Genomic DNA, 21,883 nt, shown 5'->3' on the forward strand with positions numbered 1-21,883 from the left:
CACCAGCTGAGGTGAGCGTCGGGACTGGCTGGGTAAGTGAAAATTCAAATAGGAAAAAAGCCTGTCGCAGCACAGCACTCATACCAGACATCCCAAAAATCTAGGTTTGCCTGCCAGCGGGTAAAGTCAGCGGGGGTCAGATGCGCACGCAAAAACTCTGCACGGGAATTGCCACCACAGCAGCCGAGGCAGTATTCGCGGAAAGACCGGCTGCTCAGACAGTCGCCGCGGCCACGGTATAGGCAAGCGGCCTGCAGTGCCGGGGGCAATGACTGAACGCAGGCCTCAAACCCGGCTTCACTGATGGGGTAATGGCGCAAGTAGCTGTCATAGCGGCACAGGGCTTCAGCGATACCGATTACCAGCCTGGACGAGGACGAGTCAGTGCTCATGGCTCCGGAACCAACGGGTCACAACCGCACTTCGCTGGGGGCAAGCCCAGATACCGAGCTGGGGCCAGAGTTGTGGCTAGCAGCGGCCTTCGTGCTGTTAGGGGCCATAGTAGTTTGGGGAAGTAAATGAGAAATGGCATCCTGCGGGTAAGTGCCGCATTCGAGGAAAAGCCCTAGCCGGTGTCGGCCAGCTGCACTTCGAGCAGGCTTACCGGGCGCGGCTTGTTGCGCAGGCCAAGGGCAGCCCAACAGAGCGCCCTGAATGGAAACCGGCAGACGGAACCGGGCATAGGTCAACTTCGGGAGAAGCAGTTAACGCGTCCGTACAGAAAGTAATGAGTGTACAAAAGCCGCAGGGCAGCGCGAAGGGGATAAAACGCCTCAGCGGGCGAGGTGGCGGCACACGCAGGCCACTACGCTGCCCACAGTACTAAAGCCGGCGATGTCGTGGTCGTAGAGGGTTAGCTGAAACTCGCGCTCCAGGTTCAGCGCCAGTTCCATGCGGTCGTAGTCGCTGAAATGGTAGTCCTCGTGCAGGCGCTTGTGGTCGGCCACGTGGGGGCCGCCCACCAGCAAGTGACGCAAGGCCCGGATAACGCGGCGGCGAATGGCACGGGTGGAGAACTGGGCAGGCATGGACAAAGGCGGGGCAGACAAAAGACCCGGGCATATGGTAGTCAGGGGGTTGGCTAGCGTGCTGGCCGGGGGCGTTGGCGGGCGTCTACCCAGGGCATTCCGTGGGGGAACACTACCCGGCCGGCTTGCGAATAAATCGGAGAGGCAGAACGTCGGGTGGGGTTGAGAGGTCAGGCCGTTTGGGGAGCCACCCGATTCAGGTACTGCACCAGCGGCTTAAGGCTCCGGCAGACCGTCAGCACGTCCGCCGTCAGCGTGGGTTGGGTCAACTGCTCATCGTGCAGCGGGTGGGAGCCGGTGAAGCTCTTGAGCTTCAGGTACCCGATGGCCGGGTTGTCGGCTTCGTAGCCTTTGGGCGGGCGTTTGAGGGCATCTTCTTGTAGCAGGCCGCCAAAATGCTGCTTAAACGATGGCTCGTGGAGCACCCGCTCGAAGTCGGCCAGGTTGTAGTCTATTTCCTGTCGAATCAGGGCCAGCGTGGGCGGCTCGGGCTGGTAGAGGCCCCCGGCGAGGAAGCTCGCCCCGCCCGGCTCGATGTGCAGAAAGTAGCCGGCCGTGGGGGTTTTCTTGCCGCCGGGGTTGAACCAAGCCCCCATGCTGGTTTTGTAGGGGGACTTATCGGCCGAAAACCGGATGTCGCGGTTCATGGCAAAAATGCACTGCTTGGGCTCCAGCGGGCTGCGGCCCAGGTCGGGGTCCAGGTCGCGCAGGCCAGCCAAGAGCTGGCCCACCAGCCGGGCGAAGTCGGCTTTGGCCGCCTCGTAGGCGGGGCGGTGGGCTTCGAGCCACGCCCGGTTGTTGTTGGCTTTGAGGTCGGTTAGAAATTGAAGGGTACTTGCCTGAAGCATGATGAACGAGTCTTTGAATAGATATAGGACTTACGCAGTTGAAACAAAAGAACTGGATAGCCAAGCAGTTATGGTAGGTATAAAAGCTGCTCAAGAAACTTGAAAAAGCCCCCCAGGGGCTGTAAAAGCGGTTTGGTAAAAGCAACTGCGTAAGTCCTAAGATAAAAAGAAAGCAACAGTTCGGCGCGGCGGCCGTGCCTCAGTGGGCCGCGCCTACCTCCACCACATCCCCCTTGCGGAAGCGGGCAAAGAGCACCAGCGGGATGGCGACCAGGCAGATAAGGCCAATCAGCATGAAGCCCTCGGAGTAGCTAAGAATGGCCGCCTGGGTCGAAAGCGTGCCTTCGAGCGCGCCCTGGGCCAGCTTTTGGGCGTCGCCGAGGGCATAGCCTTTGCTCTGGAACATAGCTTGCAGGCCGTAGAAACGCTCCGAGGCGGCGGGGTTGGTCAGCGAGAGGTTGGGCAGCAAATCAATCCGATGGATGCTGATGCGGCGCACCACGAAGGTATTGACGGCCGCAATGCCCACGGCCCCGCCCAGCAGCTGCAGCATGTTGGTCAGGCCCGAGGCCTGGGCGATGTCGCGGCCCTTGAGGCCAGCCAGAATGAGGCCCGAGACGGGCACGAAAATGAAGCCGAACCCAATGCCGCGCACGAGCTGGGGCCAGAACAAGTCCCACTCGCCCGCCTCGGGCGTGGCCAGCCTATAGGCAAACCACTCGTAGGTGATGACGCAACCAAAACCGATGATGATGAGAATTTTGGGGTTTACCCCCTTCTTCAGCAAGGCCCCCATCGCCCCCATCAGCACCCCCGTAATAAGCGAGCCGGGCAGTAGCAGCAGACCGGTGCGGGTGGCGTTCCAGCCCAAAAAGCCCTGCACGAACACCGGGTACAAAAACACCGAAGCGTAGATGGACACCCCGAACGCGAAGCGTAACACCGCCCCAATGGCCACGTTACGGTTGGCCAGCACCCGCAGGTCCACCACCGGGTTTTTGGCCGTCAGCTCGCGGACGATGAACAGTACCAGGCTGACGGCGGAAACCACGGTGGCCACCACCACGAACTGACTCGTGAACCAGTCCTTGCGCTCTCCTTCTTCGAGCACGATTTGCAGCCCGCCGATGCCCAGGGCCATGAACAGGATGCCGAAGTAGTCAATTTTGCCTTCGAGCGCGTGCTTGGTGCCCTTGATGTATTTCCAGCTCAGGAACGTGGCCAGGATGCCGATGGGCACGTTGACGTAAAAAATCCAGCCCCAGTGAAAGTTGTCGGTGAGGTAGCCGCCGAGCACCGGCCCGAGCGTCGGCCCCATCACAATGCCGGCCCCGAAGATGCCGTTGGCGGTGTCCAGCTCCTCGGGCGGGAAGGTTTCGACGAGCACCGTTTGGGCCGTGGCCAGCAGCGCTCCACCGCCGAGGCCCTGCACCACGCGCCAGAAAATGAGCGTCTCGATGGAATGCGAAAAACCGCACAGGAACGACGCCACCGTGAACAGTGCCACCGAGGCCGTAAAATAGACCTTGCGCCCGATGAGGTCGGACAGGAAGCCCGTGAGCGGGATGATGATGATGTTGGCCACGGCGTAGGACGTGATAACCCAGGCCGTTTCTTCGATGGTCGCGCCGAGGTTGCCGGCAATCTGGCGGGTGGCCACGTTCACGATGGACGAGTCAATCAGCTCCATGATGGCGCAGGTAATCACCGTGATGGTGATGAGCCACTTGCGGAAGCCGACCTCGTAGGTGGGCTGGTCGGGGGCGGCGGCGGTTACGGGCCCGTTATCGGGCACGGCAGCGTCGGGGGAAAGGGCGAGCGAAGCCATTTTTTGGAGGAGGAATAAAAATGAGGAATGGAAGCGGGCTTAGATTTTCTTTAGCTCGACCGTCACGCTCATGCCCGCCCGCAGTGGGGTGTCGGCGCCCGGCGCTTCGGTGAAGGCGATTTTGACCGGCACGCGCTGCGTGACCTTGACGAAGTTGCCGGTGGCGTTGTCGGGCGGCAGCAGCGAGAAGCGCGCGCCGGTAGCGGGAGCCAGCGACTCAATTTTGCCCGCAAACACCTTGTCGGAATAAGTATCGGCTTTGATTTCGACGGCCTGGCCCACTTTCATGTCGGCCAGCTGAGTTTCCTTGAAATTGGCCACCACCCACAGCTTGCCGTCGATGGCCACCTTCAGCAGGGTCTGGCCGGGGGCGACGACCTGCCCGATTTGCACGTTTTTGTCGCTCACGATGCCGGCTGCCGGGGCCAGCAACGCCGTGTAAGAATGTTGCAAACGGGCCGTGGCCAGGGCGGCGCGGGCCTGCTTCACGGCCAGCTCGGCCAGGGCCACGCCGGAGCCGGCCATCTCGGCCTGGGTGCGGGTGCTGAGGACTTGCTTGCCGGCGGCGGCGGCCTGGCTGGTGAGCACCCGGACCTGGGCTTCGGCCAGGGCCTGACCGGCGGCGGCGGCGTCGCGTTCGGCCAGGGCGTTGTCGTAGGCCTGCTGGGTGGTGCTTTGCTCGGCCAGCAGGGCGGCCTGGCGCTGGAAGTTCTGCCCGGCCTGGCGGGCGCGGACGCGGGCCGTGAGCACCCCGGCGCGGGCCGTGCCGATGCCGGCCGCGGCGGCGGCCGAGTTGTCGGCTACGGTGCCGGTGCCGAGGTCGGCGGCGCGGCGGCTTTGGCGGGCCATGGCCACGTTGGCTTCAGCCTGGGCCAGCGCAATTTCGGCCTGCTCGACGCGCAGCCGGAAGTCACGGTCGTCGAGCACGGCCAGCGTGTCGCCGGCCTGCACGCGCTGGTTGTCGGCCACGCGCACGGCCAGCACGGTGCCGCCTATTTTAGGAATGACCGGGCTGATGTCGGCCTGCACCTGGGCGTTGTCGGTTTCCTGGCCGCCGCAGCTCGTCAGTAGGGCCGCCAGGGACAGGGCAGCGAGGGGAAGTAAGGCGTTAAGACGAAAAGTAAAAAGCATGAGGAGTGAGGAGTTAAAAGGTGAGGTTGCGCTTGAGTTAGTTGGCCGTCAGGCGGCCGGTGCTTTTGAGCAGCTTCCAGCGGGCCAGCTCGGCGTTGGCCTGGGCGGTGGTCAGGTCGAGGCGGGCCTGAATGAGCTGGGTGTTGGCGGCAAGAAAATCGGCGGGCGTGATGGTGCTGGCCTTGAACCGGTTTTGCTCGACCCGAAAGTTTTCCTGCGCTAGCGTAATGGCATTTTCGGCCACCCGAATTTTTTCCAGGGCCTGCTCGTAGGTCCGGTAGCTGGCGTTGACTTCGCTTTGGATGCCCTCGCTCAGCTGCTCCAGGCCGGTGCTGAGCTGTTCGAGGCCGAAGCGGGTTTCGGCGGCTTTGGCGCGGTTGGCGTAGAGGCTGCCCACGTCCCAGGTCAGGTTGGCAAACACGCTGGACGTGGCCTTGAACTCGGCCTCGGCCGGGAAAACGCGCAGGTTAGGGCGGTTGTAATCGACGGTGCCGCCGAAGCTGAGCACGGGCAGCGTGTTGCCGCGCACGATGCGCTGCCCGACGAGGGCCGCCTCGCGGCGCAGGGTCAGGGCTTTCAGCTCGGCGCGGTTAGTCAGGGCTTCGCGCTGGTAGTCGGCCAGCGGCGGCAGGGCCTGGGCGGCTGGCAGCGCGGCCTCGCTTGGGGCGAATGTGGTGGTCGTGGGCAGGCCGGTGGCCAGGGCCAGGTTGAAGCCGTTGATGGCCTGCCCGCTGCGGATATCGGCCAGCGCGCTTTCGAGGCGCGAGATGGCCAGCTCAATCTTCAGCCCGTCGATTTTGAGCACTACGCCCTGGCGCTCCAGGCTGCTCAGCTCGCGGCGGCGGTCCTGGAGCAGCTTGATATTCTCGCGGATTATTTTCTCCGAAGCATTAAGCGTGTAGAGGTCGTACCAGATGGTCGTGACGTTGTCGGCGGCCAGCAGGTGGTACTGGTCGGCCTCGGCTTGGGTGGCTTCCTGCTCGCGGCGGGCCGCCTGGATGCCCAGCCGCACCTTGCCGCCGGCCCACAGCAGCTGCCGCACCTGCAGGCTGTTGTAGGATTGGTTGAGCACCTGCGGGTTGAGCACCACGTCGCCCATGCCCGGCAGCCCCACGCTGAACGGCGTTACGTTGTCGGAAAGCCGCAAAAAGGTGGACGACAGCTGGACGCCCGGCACCACGCCGTCTTTGGCTTGCTGCACGCGGGCAGCGGCCTGGCGCTGGGCGGCCTCGTTGCGCTTGAGGTCCTTGCTGGTGGCCAGGGCCAGCTGCACGGCCTCGGCCAGGCCCAGGGCACGGTTGCTCGTAGCGGTTGGCGTGGAAGCGGGGTTCTGGGCCCGGGCGGCGGGCGGCTGAGCAAGCCAGCCACTACAGGCCAGCACAAAAAGTAAAGAACGCTGCATGAGAGGTTAAAGGGTTAGCGAGTACGACAAAGGTAATTGCATTGTCCATTTATGAACTAATCAGTGTCAGTATTGTTCCTTAATGGACAAAATTATTTTCCATAAATGGTTTAAAAACCTTGTAGCAAGCTATTTCTCGCCTGAAATTTGTCCATTGCTGCACAACTCCCGTACTTGTGCCAGCCCTTTGCCGCCCCCTGTTGCCTTATGAATTCCGCTTTAATGAAAGACCTGCTCGACCTGGGCGACGCCTTCGAACAGGCGTACCCCGACCGGGCAACGCAAACCTTACCCAGCTTTCTGGCCTGGGCCGCGCACCAGCAGACCGCAGCCTCTGCGCCTCCCGTGCCGGAGCCGGAGTTCAGCTATTATCACCCCGATGTGCCGGTGTTGCAGACCTACATGTCGCACGTCGTGACCAAGGCCTACCGATATTTTCGGGGCTACGTGAAGAAGGCCTTTGAATCGATACCGCTGCTGAATTTCGACGACTTTATCACGCTGGCCACGCTGGCCGAGCGCGGCAGCCTGACGAAAACCCACCTGGTGGAGATGACGGTGAACGAGAAGACCTCGGGCATGCTGGTTATCAAACGCTTGATTGACAATGGCTTCGTCACGCAAACCGACGACGAGCAGGACAAGCGCACCCGGCGCATCACCGTCACGCCCGCCGGCATGGCCACGCTCCGGGCCGCGCAGCCGGTCATGGACCAGGCCACCAGCCTGTTCACGGGCGACCTCACCGAGGACGAACAGCGGCAGCTCAGCGCCCTGCTCCGGCGGCTCGACAAGTTTCACGAGCCCATCTACCTGGCACTCCTGGCCAACCGCGACCTGCCGCTGGATACGCTGAAAGACACGGGGTTAAGGTCAGCCCCGGCACCTGCCAAATAACCGGACTTATCGGGCCGGGCACCACCAACCGAAACCATCCTGACGGTTTTACCCGGTTGGCCTGGCTGACCGCCAAAACCTACCCACCGCTTTTCTTTTTGCCATGAAAAAATCAGGTACCGCCGATTTGCCGCTTTACAGCGGGCCCATTCCGAGCTGGCTCTTTGAGCGGATGACGACCCTGAGCGGGGCCATCGTGGAAGCCATCGTGCTCGAACACGGCCACGACGGTTTTGCGCCGGCTGGCCGACCCGTTCTGGTTTCAGAGCTCGGGGCCGTGCTGGGCATGGACTGGAACTCATCGGGCGTGGCCACGGCTGTGATGGGCGCGCTCAAGCGCAGCCTCAACCCCCGCGCCCACGAGCTGGGCCTGTACGTGTGCGGCGGCAAGGGCAAGCAGTCGCTCCAAACCCCCGCCGAGCTGCTGGCCGTGGGCGAGCGAACCGGCCTCGACGGGACGCACCTGGCCTATTGCAGCCGGCTGAGCGCCAAAGTCGATAACACCGCCGTGCAGGACGGCTACCAGCTCTACCTGCACAGCTTCGTGGTGAGCCAGGCCGGCCAGTGGGCCGTGGTGCAGCAGGGCATGAACACGGCCGCCGACACGGCCTCGGCCCGCCGCTACCACTGGCACTCGGAGGCGCTGACCTCGTTCGTGGACGAGCCGCACGCGGCCGTGTGCGGTACCTCGCAGGGCGAGATTCTGAACCTGGTGGCGCACCAGGCCAGGCCCGCCCAGGGAGCCATGCTGCAAGTAGCGCGCGAGGAGCCCGAGCGCATGATTCGGGAAATCCGACAGCTCGTCATGCCCACGCACAAGGACGTGAAGGCCAAAGACGTGGACCTGAAGCGGCTGGGGGCCATTTTGTGGCTGGCGCAGGAAAAGCAACCCCAGGATTTCGAGAACCTGCTCCTGCTGCCGGGCCTGGGGCCGCGCACGGTGCAGTCGCTGGCGCTGGTGAGCGAGGTGATTCACGGCACGCCGGCGCGGTTCAGCGACCCGGCCCGGTTCTCGTTTGCCCACGGCGGCAAGGCCGCGCGGCCGTTCGCCGTGCCCACGCGGGTATACGACGAAACCATCCGCACCCTGAAAACAGCTGTGGAGCGAGCCAAACTGGGCGAGCCCGACCGGCAGCAAGCCCTGAAAAAGCTAACGGTAATGGCTCAGGCCGCGGAGCAAAACTTCACCCCGCACGAGGATGAAGAAGAGGCTTTTGATGCCGTGCTGCGACACGAGCGGCAAAACGCACTGCTCTACGGTGCCCGAAGCATTCATGGGACCGGGCCGGCTGCGGCCAGCAAGCTGGTGCCCCGCCCGGAAACTCCATCGGAACAAAATCCATCAGTTAGCAACTAGCAACCAAACAAATGGCCTTACCCCGCTGCACCTGGTTTGAGCAAACCAAACAGCTCCGCGACTTCCACGACCAGGAATGGGGCGACCCGATTGACGATGCCGACGTGCTGTTTGAATACGTAGTGCTCTACACGTTTCAGGTGGGCATCGGCTTGCGGATAGTGCTGCCCAAGCGGGAGCCGATGCGCGAGTTACTCGCCGGCTTCGACCCGGCCCGGCTGGCGCGGTTCTCGGCGTACCAAGTGGACGAGCTACTGGACGACCCGCGCATCATCCGCAACCGGCGCAAGCTGGAGGCGGTGGTGCAGAACGCCCGCGCCTGGCTGCAGCTACTGGCTGCCGAAGGTGGCGGAGCGGGAGTGCTGAAGTTCTTCTACGGCTTCGTGGGCGGCCAGCCAGTTGATAACGAGCGCGCCGACGCGCACCCCCGCCACTACACACGCCCGCCGCCGAGGCCCTGAGCAAGGAATTAAAGCGGCGCGGCTTCGCACTGTTGGGGCCGGCCACCTGCTACGGGCTGATGCAGGCGGCGGGGTTGGTAAACGACCATGCGGTGGAGTGCCCCCGGCACGGGGCGTACCGATACATGGAAGGTTAGCGCAACGGCTGAAGCTTGTGATGCCCGAAAGGATTAGCTTCTGCTTGGTATTGGAGGTAGCCGAAAGCACCTAGAGCGGATTGATAAGATGAATCAACAGGCCATTGAGGTCGCGCAGACTGGCGACGAGGCGGCCTGCCTCATCCAGTAGAGGCTCGTGCACGGACGCGGCTCCGCATTGGAGGGCCTGTTCAAATAAGGTTTGCACGTCGGCCGTGGCGATATCGAGATGAAAGGCAGCTGGGTCGGACAGGAACGAGTTGAGACGGCGTGGGCCGAAGCTTTCCGATTGGACGTCGTGGGAAACGAAAGTGAGCAGATGACCGGGCACATCAAGTTGGGCAGCGCCAGCATTGGGAGCAAAGGTGGCCTGGAGGCTAAATACCTGACGGTACCACTCGGCAGTTTGCCAGACGTTGGAGACGTGAATGGTGAAGCTGGTTAGGACGGCTGTCATAGCACAATGGAAATAGAATGTGGCTGCCCGGCAAAGAGTATCAGGCATTTGTAGCAGTAACTCGCGAGCTTTGAATTAGAAGAAGTAGCCTACCCGCACCAGCGGCACTTTATCCTCCTCGGAAATGCCGTACATGGCCGACACCACGATTTGCTGAAACGGGGCCAGCCAGAGCCCGCCGCCGTAGCCGCGGTGCCAGGTGTCGGCGCTTTCGCCGGGCACCCACACGCGGCCCACGTCGTGAAAGCCAATGAGGCCAAAGGCGGCCGGGAACAGGTAGCTGCGAAACTGGCCGATTTGCAGGCGCAGCTCGGTGTTATTGTAGTCGCTCTGGCGGCCGGCGAAGCGGGTGCGGCGGTAGCCGCGCAGATTCGTCAAGCCGTCGAGGGTGGCGGCCTGGAAGAATTCGTAGTCGCGGCTGAGCACGGCCGTGCCGCCGAAGCGCGTGGCCAAGGTGAGGCGCACCGGCACGCGCAGGCTGCGATAGAGCGCCAGCTCGGTGGTGAGTTGCGTGAGTGGGCGGGCGGCGGCGGTGAGGCCGCGCACGGCGCTCAGCGCGGTGTGCCAGGTGGCCCCTTCGGGCAGCAGCAGCTTGTCGGCCCGGCGGTCGAAGGAAATGCCTATGGTGCCGCCGGAGTACTGCTTGTTGGCGAATAAGCTGGCCGGAAATAGGCGCGCATCGGCGGTTTCGGCCAGAAAGCGGCCGGGGGTGCGCTCTACTTCGACGTTTTGGTACACCGGCCCGCCGAAGAACTGCCAATGGTCGCCGAGGCGGCGCTGGAGCTGCGCGCCGAAGGCCAGGTGGCGGAAACGGACCCGGTAGAAGCGGATGTTCACGTCCTGGTCGTAGGTGGTTTCGTTGCCCAGGCCGAAGAAGTTGCGCACGTAGTTGGGCGCCTGCACATCGGCCGTTAGCCGCAGGTCATAGCGGCCCAGCAGGTGGGTGAACTGCCCGGCGTAGGCGAAGGAAAATGCGCCGGTGGCCAGGGCCACGTTGCCGGTGAGGCGCTGCGTGCTTTTCCAAGGCGTTTGGCGAAAGCCGGGCCGCTTCCACAGCACCCCGAGGCCCAGAAAAACCCCGTCATCAAGGTTGTACGCCAGCGGATACACCGGGCCGGTGTAGTCGTACTGAAACGCCTGGCTGTTGTAGGCATTCACGCCAGGCGCGTCGGAGCGCAGGTCGCGGGTTTCGGGGCCGGCGGTCAGGGTTAAACCCCGCGGCTCGTCGTATACGCGGGTGCGGCGCGGGCCGTGCCGCACGGCCGTGGCGTCGAATACGCTATCCACGCCTTCGCCGCCGATAATGCGAACCAGCGGGCCGCGCGCGGCTTGGCCACGCAGCGTGAATACGTCATTGCCGCCCTGGCCGTAGAGATGGATTTCGCGGGTTTCGTCGGGCTGAAACGTGCGCTGGTACTGCACCGGCCCGCGCTGCCCCGTTGCCGCCAGCGTGGCAACTGTAACACGGGTCTGGCCGTTTTCCTGGCGCTCGACTTCAAACAGCTCCCGCGCCTGGCTGCCCACCACGTCCACGTCGCGGGCCAGGAATTTGTAGTACTGCGCGGCCCAGCGAGGCAGTTGGTCGCGGTGAGCCTGGAGCTTGGCCAGCATGACGGGCCCGGACAGCCGGTACACCGAGTCGGGCAGCTGGCGCAGGGCCCGTTCCAGCACGGCATCGGTCAGGCTGGCCTGCACCGAGTCGGCCACGGCGCGCCAGTCGGCCGCGCTCAGGCCGGTGAGGAAGCTGCGGTCAAAGTAGCGGGCCTGGAAGTTGAAGGTGTTGACGTTGCGGAAGGTGTAGTCGAAGCCTTGGAACTTGGGCAGGGTGTAGTCCGAGCTGGCCTGGCGGGGCAAAAAACCCTGGTTCACGAAATACGCCTGGTCCCGGTCGCGGGGTGCAGCCCGAAACAGACGGCCCCCGTCGGGGCGGCGGTAAGCCAGCCAGCGCCACTGGTCCTCGTGCCGGTCCCAGTCGGCCAGTACCATATCAAAAAGGCGGGCGCGCAGCACCTGGCGCTGGTCCACGCGGTGGCGCGGGTCGGCCTGGAGCTGGTCTAGCACCTCTTGGGTGCTGTAGGCTTTGGGCAGCGGCTGACTAGGCGCAGATTTCGGCGGGGCCGGGTCGCGCTCTTCCAGCAAGGCCAGTGACCCGGCGAAGGCACGGCGGTACGGTCCCAAGCGCGGGTCGTCGGGGATGAGCACTACCTGCGGGGTGGTGTGGGGCACGCCGGCGGCCTCGGCCAGCGCGGGTACGGTGAGCGCGGCGTAGGGGTGCGAGGCCGAAATCTGGTCCTGCACTACGCCGGCGGCCAGCGTATGCTGCAAAAAGGCAGGCACGGCCCGGTCCACGTCTTTGCTGATGGAGCGCAGCACGTACTCGCGGCCATCGGCCCCGCGCAGCCGCAGCGACTTGGTTTGCATACCGCCGCCGCGCTTGAGGGGCGTGAGGCCGCCGTGCGCCGTTCCCAGATTCAGCACCGGCACGGGCACGGCCTGCGTCCACTCGGCGCGGTAATTCGGGCCCAGGAGCCAGGTGCGCACCTTCCCGGCGCGGTATTGCGCGCCAGCCTGCACCACGGCTACGCTATCGGGCCGGATGCGGCCGTAGGCGGTGGGCACTAACGGGGTGGTAGTAGGCTCCACCCAATCCCGCCGGAAAAGCTCCGCCCCCGCTGCGCTGCTGAGTGTCAGTAGTACGCTGTCGGATTGCCCATACTGGAGGCGGGCAAAGCCGGGGACGCGGGCGGTGAACACGGCGTTGCGGCGCGGGGTACGGCCGGCCCCCATCGCCCCCGCGCCGCTCACGATGTAATGGTTTTGGTTGCCCGGTTCGAGGTATTGCAGGCTGCGCTCGTGGCCGCCCGCGTAGGTCAGGTTGGGGTAGCGGTTGAGCACGCTCAGCAAGGACTGGCGCAACAGCCGGTTGCGGGGATTGGGCAGCAGGGCCAGGGCCACGCCGTAACCGGAACTGAACAAAGGATGATGGCCGGCCACGAGCACGTGCCGGCCCTGGTTGCGACTCAGGATGTCGTCGAGTTGCACCACCACGGCGGCGGGGTCTTTGGCGTCGCAGGCCGATTCGTCGCCCGGCTTGTCCCAGGCGTGCAGCCACCATTGGGTGTCGAGCACCACCAGCGTGTGGGTGGCATCCAGGTTGATTTCGACGGGGCCGGGGCAGCCGCCCGTGGGCAGAAAGACGTTGCCACGGCCCAGCTGCGCTTCAAGGTAGGCGGCTTGGGCGCGCACCCGTTCCCAGCCGCGGCTGCCGCCGCCCTGCCACTCCGTTTCGCCGGCCAGGCACACCACACGACCGGGAAATTCGCGCAGGGCCGCCAGCAGCGGCTGCAGTGCTTGTTCGGCGGCGGCCCGGCCGGGCTCGTGCTCGGCGGGCAGGCCTTTTTTGGGCAGATTATCGCCGAGCACCACGAACACACTATTGGGTCCGACCGCCCGGGCCTGCGCCAGCAGCGCCGGCCACGCGGCCAGTGGAGCACCCGGTTCGGCGTAGCCCGTGCCGCCTAGTAGAAATACGGAAAGCGTGGGGGCTGGCTGCGCTTTGGTCACCAGGGCCGTTTCGCACAACAGCAGCGTCAGCAACCAGCCCAGCATTCCAGCCGTCCAACTGCGAATGGCCGGCTTGGTCAAGCCAGGATGAAGTCCCGGAAGAGCATCGATAAAAGAGGCAGCCGAACAAGTCATAATAACAGCGCTAAGGTGATGGTTCAGGCCCCGTGGCCCGGTTCCTTGAATGGACCGCGGCTCATTCACGGCCGGTTTGGCGGGCGGCTACCGCACCCTTGGCTGCCAGCTGCCGGACCGTATACCGCCCCACGCAGGCCTGCTCCCCGATGCGAAAAGGGGCGCCCGGCCCCAGCAGAATCTCCAGGGAATCCCCGGTACCACGGTTGATTGGTGGCCCCACCACGGCCGGCACCACGCGGGTCGGCCGGGCGGCTACCCACACCCGCACCGAATCGCCGGGCCGGACGCCGGGCTGCCGGGATAGTGCCACCGACAGGGTGCGCCGGCGGGAAAGTGTGGTGACCGGGGTGACCGTCGTGACGTACTGGCCCGCGCTGAGCTGATTAGCCCCCAAAAACCCGTCGCGGGGCGCCAGGATAAAGGAATAATTGGTCAGTTTCGCCAGCACATCGCCCCGGCGCACGTACTCGCCGCCCGTGAAGTACAGCCGCTTTACGCGCCCGTGCACCCGCGCTAGCAGCGGCTCCTCCCCGCCGGCCCCAATCAGCCCGGTGCTGGTAAGCAGCAGGGAATCAAGCCCAGGGGAGGCGGGAACGACTGCCGCCTCATCCGGCGCGGGAGTAGGGGCCCTGCTCCCCCACCACCAAAAAACTACGGCTACTAATGGAATGAGCGCCAGGCTCGTGCGTACAGCTTTTTCATGACGAATACCAGGATACTCAACTCCCCCAGCCGCGGTGGCAAGCGAAGTAGTGATGTTCAAGACACGGTCATCAAGACCTTGCCCAGCGCGTGCGGGTTCGCGGCTTCCCGCAGGGCCTCGGCGGCTTGCGCCAGGGGAAAAGTGGCCCCCACTTTCACGCAGACGCTGCCGGCCGCTACCAATTGGAGGAGGCGGGCCAGGGCAGCCCCGTCGGCCTGCGGCCGGCAATACACGCCGCGCAGCTGGTGGCCGTGCAGCTGCGCAGGGTCGGGTTCTTCCACCACCGAAACCAGTGTTCCGCCGGGGCGAAGCACGGTGTAGGAGCGGTGCAGCCACTCGCCGCCCACGGCGTCGAACACCACGTCCACGTCGGGCACCACGGCCTCGAAGCGCTGCTCGGCACTGTCGATAGTAAGGTGGGTGCCCAGCGAGGCGACGTAGGACAGGTTAGGCGTGGCGGTGGTGCCAAACACTTCGGCCCCCTTCCACAGCGCCAGCTGCACGGCCAGGCAGCCCACGCCGCCGGCCGCGCCGTGAATCAGGATGCGCTGCCGGGCCTGCAGGCGGGCGCAGTCAAACAAGCCGCCCCAGGCCGTCAGGCTCGCGCGGGCCGCGGCGCTCATTCCGGCCGGCCGGAATGAGCGCCGCGGCCCGCGCGGGCACCACGGCGTATTCGGCAAAGCGGCCCCGGCGCACGGGGTCGGTCATGGCGCACACGGCGTCGCCCACGCGGAACTGTTGGACTGCAGTGCCTACTGTCACCACCACACCGGCCACGTCCAGCCCTGGCAACGGTAGCCCGGCTGCCGAGGGCTCGGTGGGCCATTCGTGCCGGGGCTGAACCCCGGCCGCACGCACGTGCAACAGCAGTTCGCCAGGCCCACAGCACGGCCGGCCTACCTCCCGGTAGGTTAGCTGCCCGTTCTCGGCGACGATGGCATGCATATGGGGGGCCATGGGCTTATGAGGAGGGGGCTGGCTAAAGAGTGGTTGTGGCCGGGCGGGCGGCAGCCGCCGGTTCCGGCGCAGCAGGGTCCGGCTCGCCGAAAAAGTCGAGTAGCTCGCGCGTAAGGGCAGCGGGCTGCTCTTCCACCAGCCAGTGGCCGGCCCCATCCAGCACCAGGGGGCGAACATGGTCGGCCACCGTCGCCAGGAACTGGGCGATGTAGGGGCCGCCGCTGCACGCACCGCCCACGCCGAGCACCGGCATGGGCAGCTTACCCTGCTGCACGTTTTCGCGGTTGTGCTCCCCGTCCGTCCACACAGCGGCGTAGAGGTTGATGCCGGCCCGGAACGCGCCCGGCTTGCTCAGCTGGCGGGCGTAGAGCTCGAAATCCTTTTGGCTGATGGCGTCGGGGTTGCCGGAGAGGTGCCAGAATATCCAGCTCAGAAACTTGCGCTCCTGCCCGCCCAGGAAGCTTTCGGCCACGTCGGGCAGGGTGAACAGGGCCGCGTGCCAGTTCACGCCGTTGTGCCAGTCGGGACCGGGCGTGATGCCCTGCTCCCACACCCCGAAGCCCGCCAGCGCGAATTCCATGAACACCAGCCGGCGCACGGCCTCGGGGTGGGCGGCGGCGTAGGCGTAGGCCACGCCCGCGCCCAGGTCGTAGCCCACCAGGTTGATTTCGGCGTGGCCGAGCTGCTGCATCAGGCCGTAGACATCGGCGGCCAGGGTGCGCTTGTCGTAGCCGGTGGGCAGGATGCTGCTGCCGCCCACCCCGCGCAAATCGGGCGCGATAACCAGGTAGTGCTCGGCCAGCCGGGGCATGATGCGCCGCCACAGGTGCGAATGCTGCGGAAAGCCGTGCAGCAGCACCAGCGGCGCGCGGCCCGGTTGTGGCTGGCCCGCCTGCAGGTAGTGCAGGCTCACGTCGCCCACTTGGGCGCGGTGATGGGTAATGGGGGTTTTGGAAGGAGGCATGGCGAGTCAATTAAAGGGTGAGAAATGGGGTTAAAACTTGAAGGTGAGCCAGGTGGCCAGGTACTGGATGTCCTCGGCCGGGGGCGCATCCCGGATGAACTGGCCGGCGCCGAAGTAGGCGTAGCTGGCCGTGAGCGCCAGGTAGCGGTTGAGCTGCCAGCTGGCGTCCACTTCAGGCTGCGTGCCAATGTAGCGCGCCCGGCTGGGCCCGGCCGGCCGGATGGGAAAGCCGGGAATATTATACACGCCGTCGCGCACGCTCTGCCGCCAAAAGTAGCAGTAGCCCAGCACCGTGAGCCCCGGCGCGGGCGTGAGCCGCAGCGTGGGCGCGAAGCCAAGAATATTGGGTGGCCCGTTGGCCCCCACGGCCCCGAAGTAGACGCCCCGCGGCGCGGGCGGGAAAAAGGTCTGGTTGTCGGAGTTGGTCGGGTCCCGGTCGCCGCTGTTCACGCCCAGGTTGAGGCCCAGCGCCGGCTGCCAGGCGGCCCGGGCAAACGTGTAGGTGGTGCTGGAAGCCACGGCCCAGGCCCGGATGCGGCCCGTCCCAAACGTGCCCGCCTGGTAAGTCGCTTCCACGTCGGAGGCCAGTGCGGGCGTGCGGTACCAGAGCCGCCCGCCGCCGGAGTGCCGGGTTTCGGCGGCGCGGCCCTCCGAGAACACCGCGGTTGCGCGCTCATTGCCCAGGTAGTACAGGTCGAGGTGCCAGTTGGCGGGGAGCAGGCGCGTGGCGTAGAGGTCCCACAGCGCCTGGGTGGGGTCGGGGCCGTCGTCGAAAATGCCGCGGTTGGTTTCCACCGGCCGCACCGCGAAGGCGTCGGCCTGCCACCGGGCCGCGCGCAGCGACAGCCGGCCGCCGTCGAAGCCCTGGCGCACGTTGGGGCCTTCGCGCACCGATAGCAGCCGGCCCGCGCCGAACTCCAGCTCCTGCCGGCCCAGGCGCAGCACGAGCGGGGGTGCGGCCGCCGGTTCGGGTCGCGGCCCAAAACCGACATCCACGAAGGCCTGGTTCAGGTCCAGCTTGTCCACGTCCACCGGCCGGGGCGGGTTGCGCCGGCCGGCCACCAGGCCGCTTTTCAGCTCCGCGAACACGCGCACGTGCGGCCCTAACTGGGCACTGGCGTGCAGCATGGTGCGCAACAGCCAGTAGCCGTTGGCGTCCGGGGGCACGCGGCCCCACTGCTCGTGCTGGTAGCGCTCAAAAAACGGCCGGATTTCGCCGCCCACGGTCAGAAACCACTCCGGCTGCGCGGCCCCGCGCAAGGGCAGGTACTTGAGCGGGTCCAGCCAACCGGTCCGGCGGGCCGGGTCTTGCAGGTAGCGGTAGTTTTCGTCGTAGCGCAGCGATAGGGTTTTGGCCGTTGGCGCGGCGGTCAGCGTCGGTGCGGGGGTCAGGGTCGGTACGGCCACGGGCCCCTGCGCCAGGGCGGGCACCGGGCCTGCGCCCACCAGTAGGGCGGTGAGCCCCCCACCCTGGCCAGCCACCATAAGGCCGGCCGGGCCGCACGACAACAGAAAGGGACGGGGCGCATCACGGAGTAGAGGTCAAGTGGGAATGAGAAAAAATGCCCCCCACGCTGCCCACGCCGCTTCAGGCCGTGAGCCGCTGCACCAGCGCCGCCACTTTGGGCGCGAGCACCAGCGCGGTGGGAATGCCCACGGCCGCGCCTACCCCAAAGGCCGCCAGCCACGCCCGCGCAAAGCCCGGCCCCACCCCCACGTTCAGGGCCGTCATCACGAAGGACATGAGGAAGCCCATGGACAACCCCATCAGCAAACCGTTGAGGTAGGGGGCGTATTTTTTGTCGAGGTGCATGGAATTCAGCGGGGAAAACAGGGAGGAAAAGCGGCCCGCCTCGGCTGCATTTCACTCACCAGGTGATGCGGAAGATTGTCTTGTAGGGGCCTTCGGGCGGCACCCGCGGGTCCACCTCCACCGTCAGGCGCACGGCGTCGGCCGGCTTGTAGCGGCGGGCCAGCCCGGTGACCACGCCCCGCTCAAATTCCTCGGGGTGCGGGGTGCAGCGCGCCATGCGCAGCTCCCGCGCCGCCACTTGCGTGGCCCGGTAGTAGCCCATGCGCCGGCCCCGCACGTTGGCGTTGTACACGCCGTCGAGCGCGGCCAGGGCCTCAAACAGGGTGGGCATTCCGGTCGGGAACACGCCATTGTCCACCATTAGCAGGCCGGTCTGGTAGAGCGTGCCGACCCCAAATCGGTCTTCCGTGTCCGCCAGAATGTTGAGCCAGGCTTGCATGGGGTACCACTGGCCCGGTACCGGCGTGATGGGCAGCCCGTGCCGGGCCAGTATGTCGCGGCCCTGATTGGGCAGCAGTAGGCCGGCCAACACCGCCCGCACGCTGTCGCCATTGATTTCGGCAGCCGGGTCGAAGGACTGGTAACGGGGCGAAGCAGCAGCGGCGGAAGGCATGGGCGGGGCTAATAACAGCGGGTGAGGCGCGGCTCAGGTGGTTTCGGCGGGGGCAACCAGCAGCGAGATTTCGCCGGTCAGCTTTACCTTGTCGCTCAGGAACAGGCCGCCCACGTCCTGCGGGCCGGCCACGATGCCGAAGTCGCGGCGGTTAAGGGTCGCCTCGAACGAGAAGCCGGCGCGGCTTTCGCCCTGCGCGCCGGTGCCGGTACCGCGGAAGCGGGCGTGCAGCGTGACGGGGTGGGTCTGGCCTTTCAGGGTGAGGTGGCCGGCCACGTCGTAGGCATCGGGCTTGGTGGGCGTGAAGGCCGTGGACTCGAAGCGGATGTCGGGAAACTGCGCCGCGTCGAACCACTCGGCCGCCATCAGGTGCTGGTCGCGCATGGCCTGGTTGGTGTTCAGGCTGCTGACGGGGGCCTGAAACGTGAGGTGGGCGCCCGAGAAGTCGTGCGCGTCGGCGGCCCCGGTCAGGTGCCCGCTGAAGGCATCGAGCCGGCCCCGAATTTTGCTCGTGCCCAGGTAGCGCACGGCGAATTCGAGGGAGGAATGATTGATGTCGATGGTGAGGTTGTTCACGGCCACGGCCGGCGAAGCAAAGTCAGTAGTGCTCATGATAAAGCAGGAATGAAAAACGAGAAAAAACCGCTTAAAAAGAAGAGCCGTGGCGGGAGTGATTGCAGGCAAGGCGCGGCCAGCCCGACTGGTCAGCCGGGATGCCTGGACGGCGGGTGTGGCCCGTTATTTCACGTGGAAGGCTGTGCCCATTAGCGGAGTCTGGTCGAGGTAAAGCACCCGGTAGTCGCGCTTTTTAAATAGCCAGCGGCCGTCCACTTTCACCAGTTGGTCGCTATAGCGCGAGAGGTTGTAGTTGCTGTTGGTGCCGTCGGGCTGGCCGCGGGCTATTTCGTTGACGTAGAAGTTGGCCGTGGCCGTGTCGCCCCGCACCTGGATGTGGGCGCTGGTGGAGAGCTGCACGAAGAAATCCCAAGAGTTGAGCAGGTGGTCGAAGGCCGTCACGATGTTGTCGAGCCCCACGAACTGCCGGCTGATGGGCGGCCCAATTATCCAGGCCGCGTCGTCGGTCCACAGGGAGCGGAACAGGCCCGCATCCATGCGGTTGGCGGCGTCGGAATACTGTTCGGCCAGCTTGCGGATGGCAAATTCGTCCTGTAGTTGCTGGAGGTCCATGAGGGGGAGATGGTGAAGGGGAGGGTTTGGACGGGGTGGCTGCTAGCGGGTGAGGATGCGCAGGCCGGCCTGCGGGAACAGGCCCGTGGCGGCGGCCAGCTGCACCCACACGCTGGCCAGGGTTTCGAGGCTGCGGGCCTGGCGCAAGGGCCCCAAATCCAGGGGCTGGTAGCCGGCGTCGGCAATGAGCTGCGCGGCCACGGTTTTGGCCGCCGCGTCGTCGCCGCAGTACAGCACCGAGGGGTTCAGCTCGCCGAAGCGGCGGTCGGGCGCTTGCAGCACTTCGGCGAAGGTGGTGTTAAAGGCTTCCACCACGTGGGCCGTGGGCAGCAGGCAGGCCAGTTCCTCGGCCACCGACTCGGTACGGGCCGTGGGCAGGCCGATGGTGTTGCCGGCGAAGTCGGGCAGCAGGCCGCTCACGCAGCTCAGCACGGGCTTGCCAGCCACCGCTTCGTCTACGCCGGCCAGGGCCTCGGTTAGGGCCGGGTAGGGAACGGCAAGCAGCAGGATTTCGCCAAAGCGAGCGGCCTCGGCCGGGGTGCCGGCATGGGCACCGGGCAGCGCGGCGGCCTGCTGCTGCAAGGCGGCCGGGTCGCGGGCGAAGCTCAGGCACACGGCGTGGCCGGCCTTGCTCCAGATAGTGGCCAGGGCCAGGCCCATGTTGCCCGCGCCAATGATTCCGATATTCATGTGTGAAGGGTTAAAAGGAAAGCCGTTACTTTTGAAACCAGGCCGGGTTCACGTAGCCGAAGTACTCCCGGAAGCCGGTCAGGCGGCCGTTTTCCAGGCGCAGGCTGATAATGTTGTAGCCCTCGTAGGGGAAGCCGCCGGACACGGTGCCTTTCGAGTCGAAATGAAAGGTGAAGAGCGTGGTGCTGCTCGTCAGCTCGATATGGGAAAAGGTGAGGTGGTTGGGGTCCTTTTCGCGCCCGGCAATCAGCTCCCGCAGCTTGGCCAGGCCCGCCGCATCGGCCGCCTGCCCAGCCAGCGGGTGCGAAAACTGCCGCAGCTCCGGACCCAGAAAGGCCTTGAAGGCGGCGTAGTCGCCGGTTTGTTCGCCCTGCTGCCAGGCGCTGAAAATGCGTTGGGCCAGCGCGGCGGGCGGTTCCGCCGCCGCCGCCGCCTGCGGGGCCATCGCCAGCGAAAAGCTCAACAGCGCCGCGCTCAGCAGGCCGCCAACCGAGAAATAGTCGTTCATAAAAAGGGTTTGGTAAGGTGACCGGATTGGATAGCCGCTTGGATTTGCTAGCCCGATTGGGCCATGCTCACCATCAGGGGCACGTCGATTTCGCCGAAGTATTCGCGGTAGGCGGCAATCTGCTCGCCGCGCACGTCGAAGGAGGCGGCAATGCGGTTGTGGTAGGGCACGTTTCCGAAAAGCGTACCGCCGTCTTCGAACTCGAACACCACGGTGTCGCCGCTGGCCGTGGTGCGGTATGGTTCCTCGTAGGCGATGTTCGGCTGGGAGGCTGAAATCTGGCGGTAGCAGGTCTCGGCTTTTTCCTTGCCCTCGTTACGGCCCTTGAATGGCCCCACGGGCATGTAGAACACAAAGTCCTCGGTCAGCAGGTCGAGGTAAGGCTCGACCGGTGCGCCCTGATGGATAGCGGCCAGCAGGCGCAGGCCTCGGCGGGCGGTTTCGATGGCGGGAGTCGGGCTCATGGCTTCAGGTCGTGGACGATGTGGCGCGGGTCGTAGTCGGCGCTGGTCAGCAGCTCGCCGGCGCGCTCGGCCACCTGGCGCGAGGTAATCTGGCCGGGATGCGTAGCCGCCTCGTGGCGGGTTGCCACGCGGGAGTAAATGACCAGGCTGGCCAGCTGCACGCCGGAGGCCGCTGATTCCAGGGCCAGGCCCTTGGTCATGGCCCAATTGGGCCGAGGCGGCTACCGACAACTCCACCACGCCGGGGTACACCTGCGTGGCGGCCCCGCCGTTAATCATCAGGTAGCGGCCGGCCCCACGTTCCAGCAGCAGCGGCAGAAACGTGCGTGCCGTGAGGAAGTGGGCCGTAAGGTATTTGGCAAGGAAATCCTGCCACTCGGCCCAACTCAGGGTGTGGAAGGGCTTGCCGTAGAAGCGGCCGTTGAGAGCGGCCACCACGGCATCGAGCCGGCCGCCGGTGCGCTCTAGCAGCCAGTGCCGCACGTTGTCGGCCCCGTCCGGGGTGTTCATTTCCTGCACCAGCGTGTGCAGCTGGCCGGGGCCGGCATCGGCGCAGTAGTCGCGCAGGCGCTGCACGTTTGCTTCGGAACGGGAAGGCACGGCCACAATGGCGCCGGCTTCTATCAGGTAGCGCACGATTTCCTCGCCCACGCCACCGGTACCGCCGGCCACGAGAATAACTTGGTTGTGAAGAGAAGTAGCGGCCACGGCGTAGAATCTAAAAAGGACTATTAG

23 protein-coding genes are annotated in these 21,883 nt (G+C 65.5%); 4 read left to right on the forward strand and 19 right to left on the reverse strand.

Annotated features, from left to right (window positions below):
* Positions 1 to 773: 773 nt before the first annotated feature.
* The 5 genes from MKZ35_RS09020 to MKZ35_RS09040 form a co-directional block, all read right to left on the reverse strand.
* Positions 774 to 1,028: an acyl carrier protein gene (locus tag MKZ35_RS09020; protein WP_482512907.1), complete on the reverse strand. Its 255-nt coding sequence runs from the start codon at positions 1,026 to 1,028 to the stop codon at positions 774 to 776.
* 170 nt (positions 1,029 to 1,198) lie between these two features.
* A complete protein-coding gene (locus MKZ35_RS09025) occupies positions 1,199 to 1,876 on the reverse strand; it encodes a DUF2461 domain-containing protein (protein WP_482512908.1) in 678 nt (225 codons plus the stop codon).
* A gap of 199 nt (positions 1,877 to 2,075) precedes the next feature.
* On the reverse strand, positions 2,076 to 3,704 hold the full coding sequence (locus MKZ35_RS09030) for a DHA2 family efflux MFS transporter permease subunit (protein ID WP_482512909.1): 1,629 nt from the start codon (positions 3,702 to 3,704) through the stop codon (positions 2,076 to 2,078).
* A gap of 39 nt (positions 3,705 to 3,743) precedes the next feature.
* Positions 3,744 to 4,835, reverse strand: coding sequence for an HlyD family secretion protein (locus tag MKZ35_RS09035; RefSeq protein ID WP_482512910.1), 1,092 nt, complete (start codon positions 4,833 to 4,835; stop codon positions 3,744 to 3,746).
* Between the two features lie 37 nt (positions 4,836 to 4,872).
* Positions 4,873 to 6,237, reverse strand: a complete 1,365-nt coding sequence (locus MKZ35_RS09040) for a TolC family protein (protein WP_482512911.1) — start codon at positions 6,235 to 6,237, stop codon at positions 4,873 to 4,875.
* A 207-nt stretch (positions 6,238 to 6,444) separates the two neighbouring features.
* Here MKZ35_RS09040 and MKZ35_RS09045 point away from each other — a divergent pair, with 207 nt between their 5' ends.
* The 4 genes from MKZ35_RS09045 (at position 6,445) to MKZ35_RS09060 (ending at position 9,089) form a co-directional block, all read left to right on the forward strand.
* The gene (locus tag MKZ35_RS09045; protein ID WP_482512912.1) at positions 6,445 to 7,134 is read left to right on the forward strand and encodes a MarR family winged helix-turn-helix transcriptional regulator; all 690 of its coding nucleotides are present in this window, start codon (positions 6,445 to 6,447) and stop codon (positions 7,132 to 7,134) included.
* Positions 7,135 to 7,237: 103 nt separating this feature from the next.
* On the forward strand, positions 7,238 to 8,491 hold the full coding sequence (locus MKZ35_RS09050) for a DUF763 domain-containing protein (protein ID WP_482512913.1): 1,254 nt from the start codon (positions 7,238 to 7,240) through the stop codon (positions 8,489 to 8,491).
* 11 nt (positions 8,492 to 8,502) lie between these two features.
* Positions 8,503 to 8,952 (forward strand): DNA-3-methyladenine glycosylase I, encoded by a 450-nt coding sequence (locus MKZ35_RS09055; protein ID WP_482512914.1) that lies wholly within the window; start codon positions 8,503 to 8,505, stop codon positions 8,950 to 8,952.
* Positions 8,949 to 9,089, forward strand: a complete 141-nt coding sequence (locus MKZ35_RS09060) for a DNA-3-methyladenine glycosylase I (RefSeq protein WP_482514726.1) — start codon at positions 8,949 to 8,951, stop codon at positions 9,087 to 9,089. Before MKZ35_RS09055 ends, MKZ35_RS09060 begins: the two co-directional genes overlap by 4 nt.
* Positions 9,090 to 9,159: 70 nt before the next feature.
* Here the strand turns inward: MKZ35_RS09060 and MKZ35_RS09065 are convergent, their stop codons facing one another.
* The 14 genes from MKZ35_RS09065 to MKZ35_RS09130 all read right to left on the reverse strand — a co-directional run bounded on the left by MKZ35_RS09065 (position 9,160) and on the right by MKZ35_RS09130 (position 21,856).
* Positions 9,160 to 9,546, reverse strand: coding sequence for a VOC family protein (locus MKZ35_RS09065; protein ID WP_482512915.1), 387 nt, complete (start codon positions 9,544 to 9,546; stop codon positions 9,160 to 9,162).
* Positions 9,547 to 9,621: 75 nt separating this feature from the next.
* Positions 9,622 to 13,245 carry a bifunctional metallophosphoesterase/BamA family protein gene (locus MKZ35_RS09070; protein ID WP_482512916.1) on the reverse strand — a complete coding sequence of 1,208 codons (3,624 nt, stop codon included), beginning with the start codon at positions 13,243 to 13,245 and terminating at the stop codon, positions 9,622 to 9,624.
* Between the two features lie 61 nt (positions 13,246 to 13,306).
* On the reverse strand, positions 13,307 to 14,011 hold the full coding sequence (locus tag MKZ35_RS09075) for a hypothetical protein (RefSeq protein WP_482512917.1): 705 nt from the start codon (positions 14,009 to 14,011) through the stop codon (positions 13,307 to 13,309).
* Positions 14,008 to 14,574, reverse strand: coding sequence for a zinc-binding dehydrogenase (locus tag MKZ35_RS09080; protein WP_482512918.1), 567 nt, complete (start codon positions 14,572 to 14,574; stop codon positions 14,008 to 14,010). The genes MKZ35_RS09075 and MKZ35_RS09080 overlap by 4 nt, the downstream gene beginning before the upstream one ends.
* Positions 14,525 to 14,908 (reverse strand): alcohol dehydrogenase catalytic domain-containing protein, encoded by a 384-nt coding sequence (locus tag MKZ35_RS09085; protein WP_482512919.1) that lies wholly within the window; start codon positions 14,906 to 14,908, stop codon positions 14,525 to 14,527. The genes MKZ35_RS09080 and MKZ35_RS09085 overlap by 50 nt, the downstream gene beginning before the upstream one ends.
* Positions 14,909 to 14,930: 22 nt before the next feature.
* The gene (locus MKZ35_RS09090; RefSeq protein WP_482512920.1) at positions 14,931 to 15,872 is read right to left on the reverse strand and encodes an alpha/beta fold hydrolase; all 942 of its coding nucleotides are present in this window, start codon (positions 15,870 to 15,872) and stop codon (positions 14,931 to 14,933) included.
* 30 nt (positions 15,873 to 15,902) lie between these two features.
* Positions 15,903 to 17,357: an alginate export family protein gene (locus tag MKZ35_RS09095; RefSeq protein WP_482512921.1), complete on the reverse strand. Its 1,455-nt coding sequence runs from the start codon at positions 17,355 to 17,357 to the stop codon at positions 15,903 to 15,905.
* A 103-nt stretch (positions 17,358 to 17,460) separates the two neighbouring features.
* Positions 17,461 to 17,685, reverse strand: coding sequence for a DUF2798 domain-containing protein (locus MKZ35_RS09100; protein WP_482512922.1), 225 nt, complete (start codon positions 17,683 to 17,685; stop codon positions 17,461 to 17,463).
* Between the two features lie 55 nt (positions 17,686 to 17,740).
* Positions 17,741 to 18,298, reverse strand: a complete 558-nt coding sequence (locus MKZ35_RS09105; protein ID WP_482512923.1) for a hypothetical protein — start codon at positions 18,296 to 18,298, stop codon at positions 17,741 to 17,743.
* A gap of 33 nt (positions 18,299 to 18,331) precedes the next feature.
* Complete coding sequence (locus MKZ35_RS09110; RefSeq protein ID WP_482512924.1) at positions 18,332 to 18,910, reverse strand: YceI family protein; 579 nt, start codon at positions 18,908 to 18,910, stop codon at positions 18,332 to 18,334.
* A gap of 126 nt (positions 18,911 to 19,036) precedes the next feature.
* A complete protein-coding gene (locus MKZ35_RS09115) occupies positions 19,037 to 19,486 on the reverse strand; it encodes a nuclear transport factor 2 family protein (protein WP_482512926.1) in 450 nt (149 codons plus the stop codon).
* Between the two features lie 42 nt (positions 19,487 to 19,528).
* Positions 19,529 to 20,176, reverse strand: a complete 648-nt coding sequence (locus MKZ35_RS09120) for an NADPH-dependent F420 reductase (protein ID WP_482512927.1) — start codon at positions 20,174 to 20,176, stop codon at positions 19,529 to 19,531.
* Between the two features lie 25 nt (positions 20,177 to 20,201).
* Positions 20,202 to 20,684 carry a nuclear transport factor 2-like protein gene (locus MKZ35_RS09125; RefSeq protein WP_482512929.1) on the reverse strand — a complete coding sequence of 161 codons (483 nt, stop codon included), beginning with the start codon at positions 20,682 to 20,684 and terminating at the stop codon, positions 20,202 to 20,204.
* 47 nt (positions 20,685 to 20,731) lie between these two features.
* On the reverse strand, positions 20,732 to 21,856 hold the full coding sequence (locus tag MKZ35_RS09130) for an SDR family NAD(P)-dependent oxidoreductase (protein WP_482512930.1): 1,125 nt from the start codon (positions 21,854 to 21,856) through the stop codon (positions 20,732 to 20,734).
* Positions 21,857 to 21,883 lie beyond the last annotated feature (27 nt).

It is taken from the genome of Hymenobacter sp. R533113 (genome assembly GCF_056835965.1).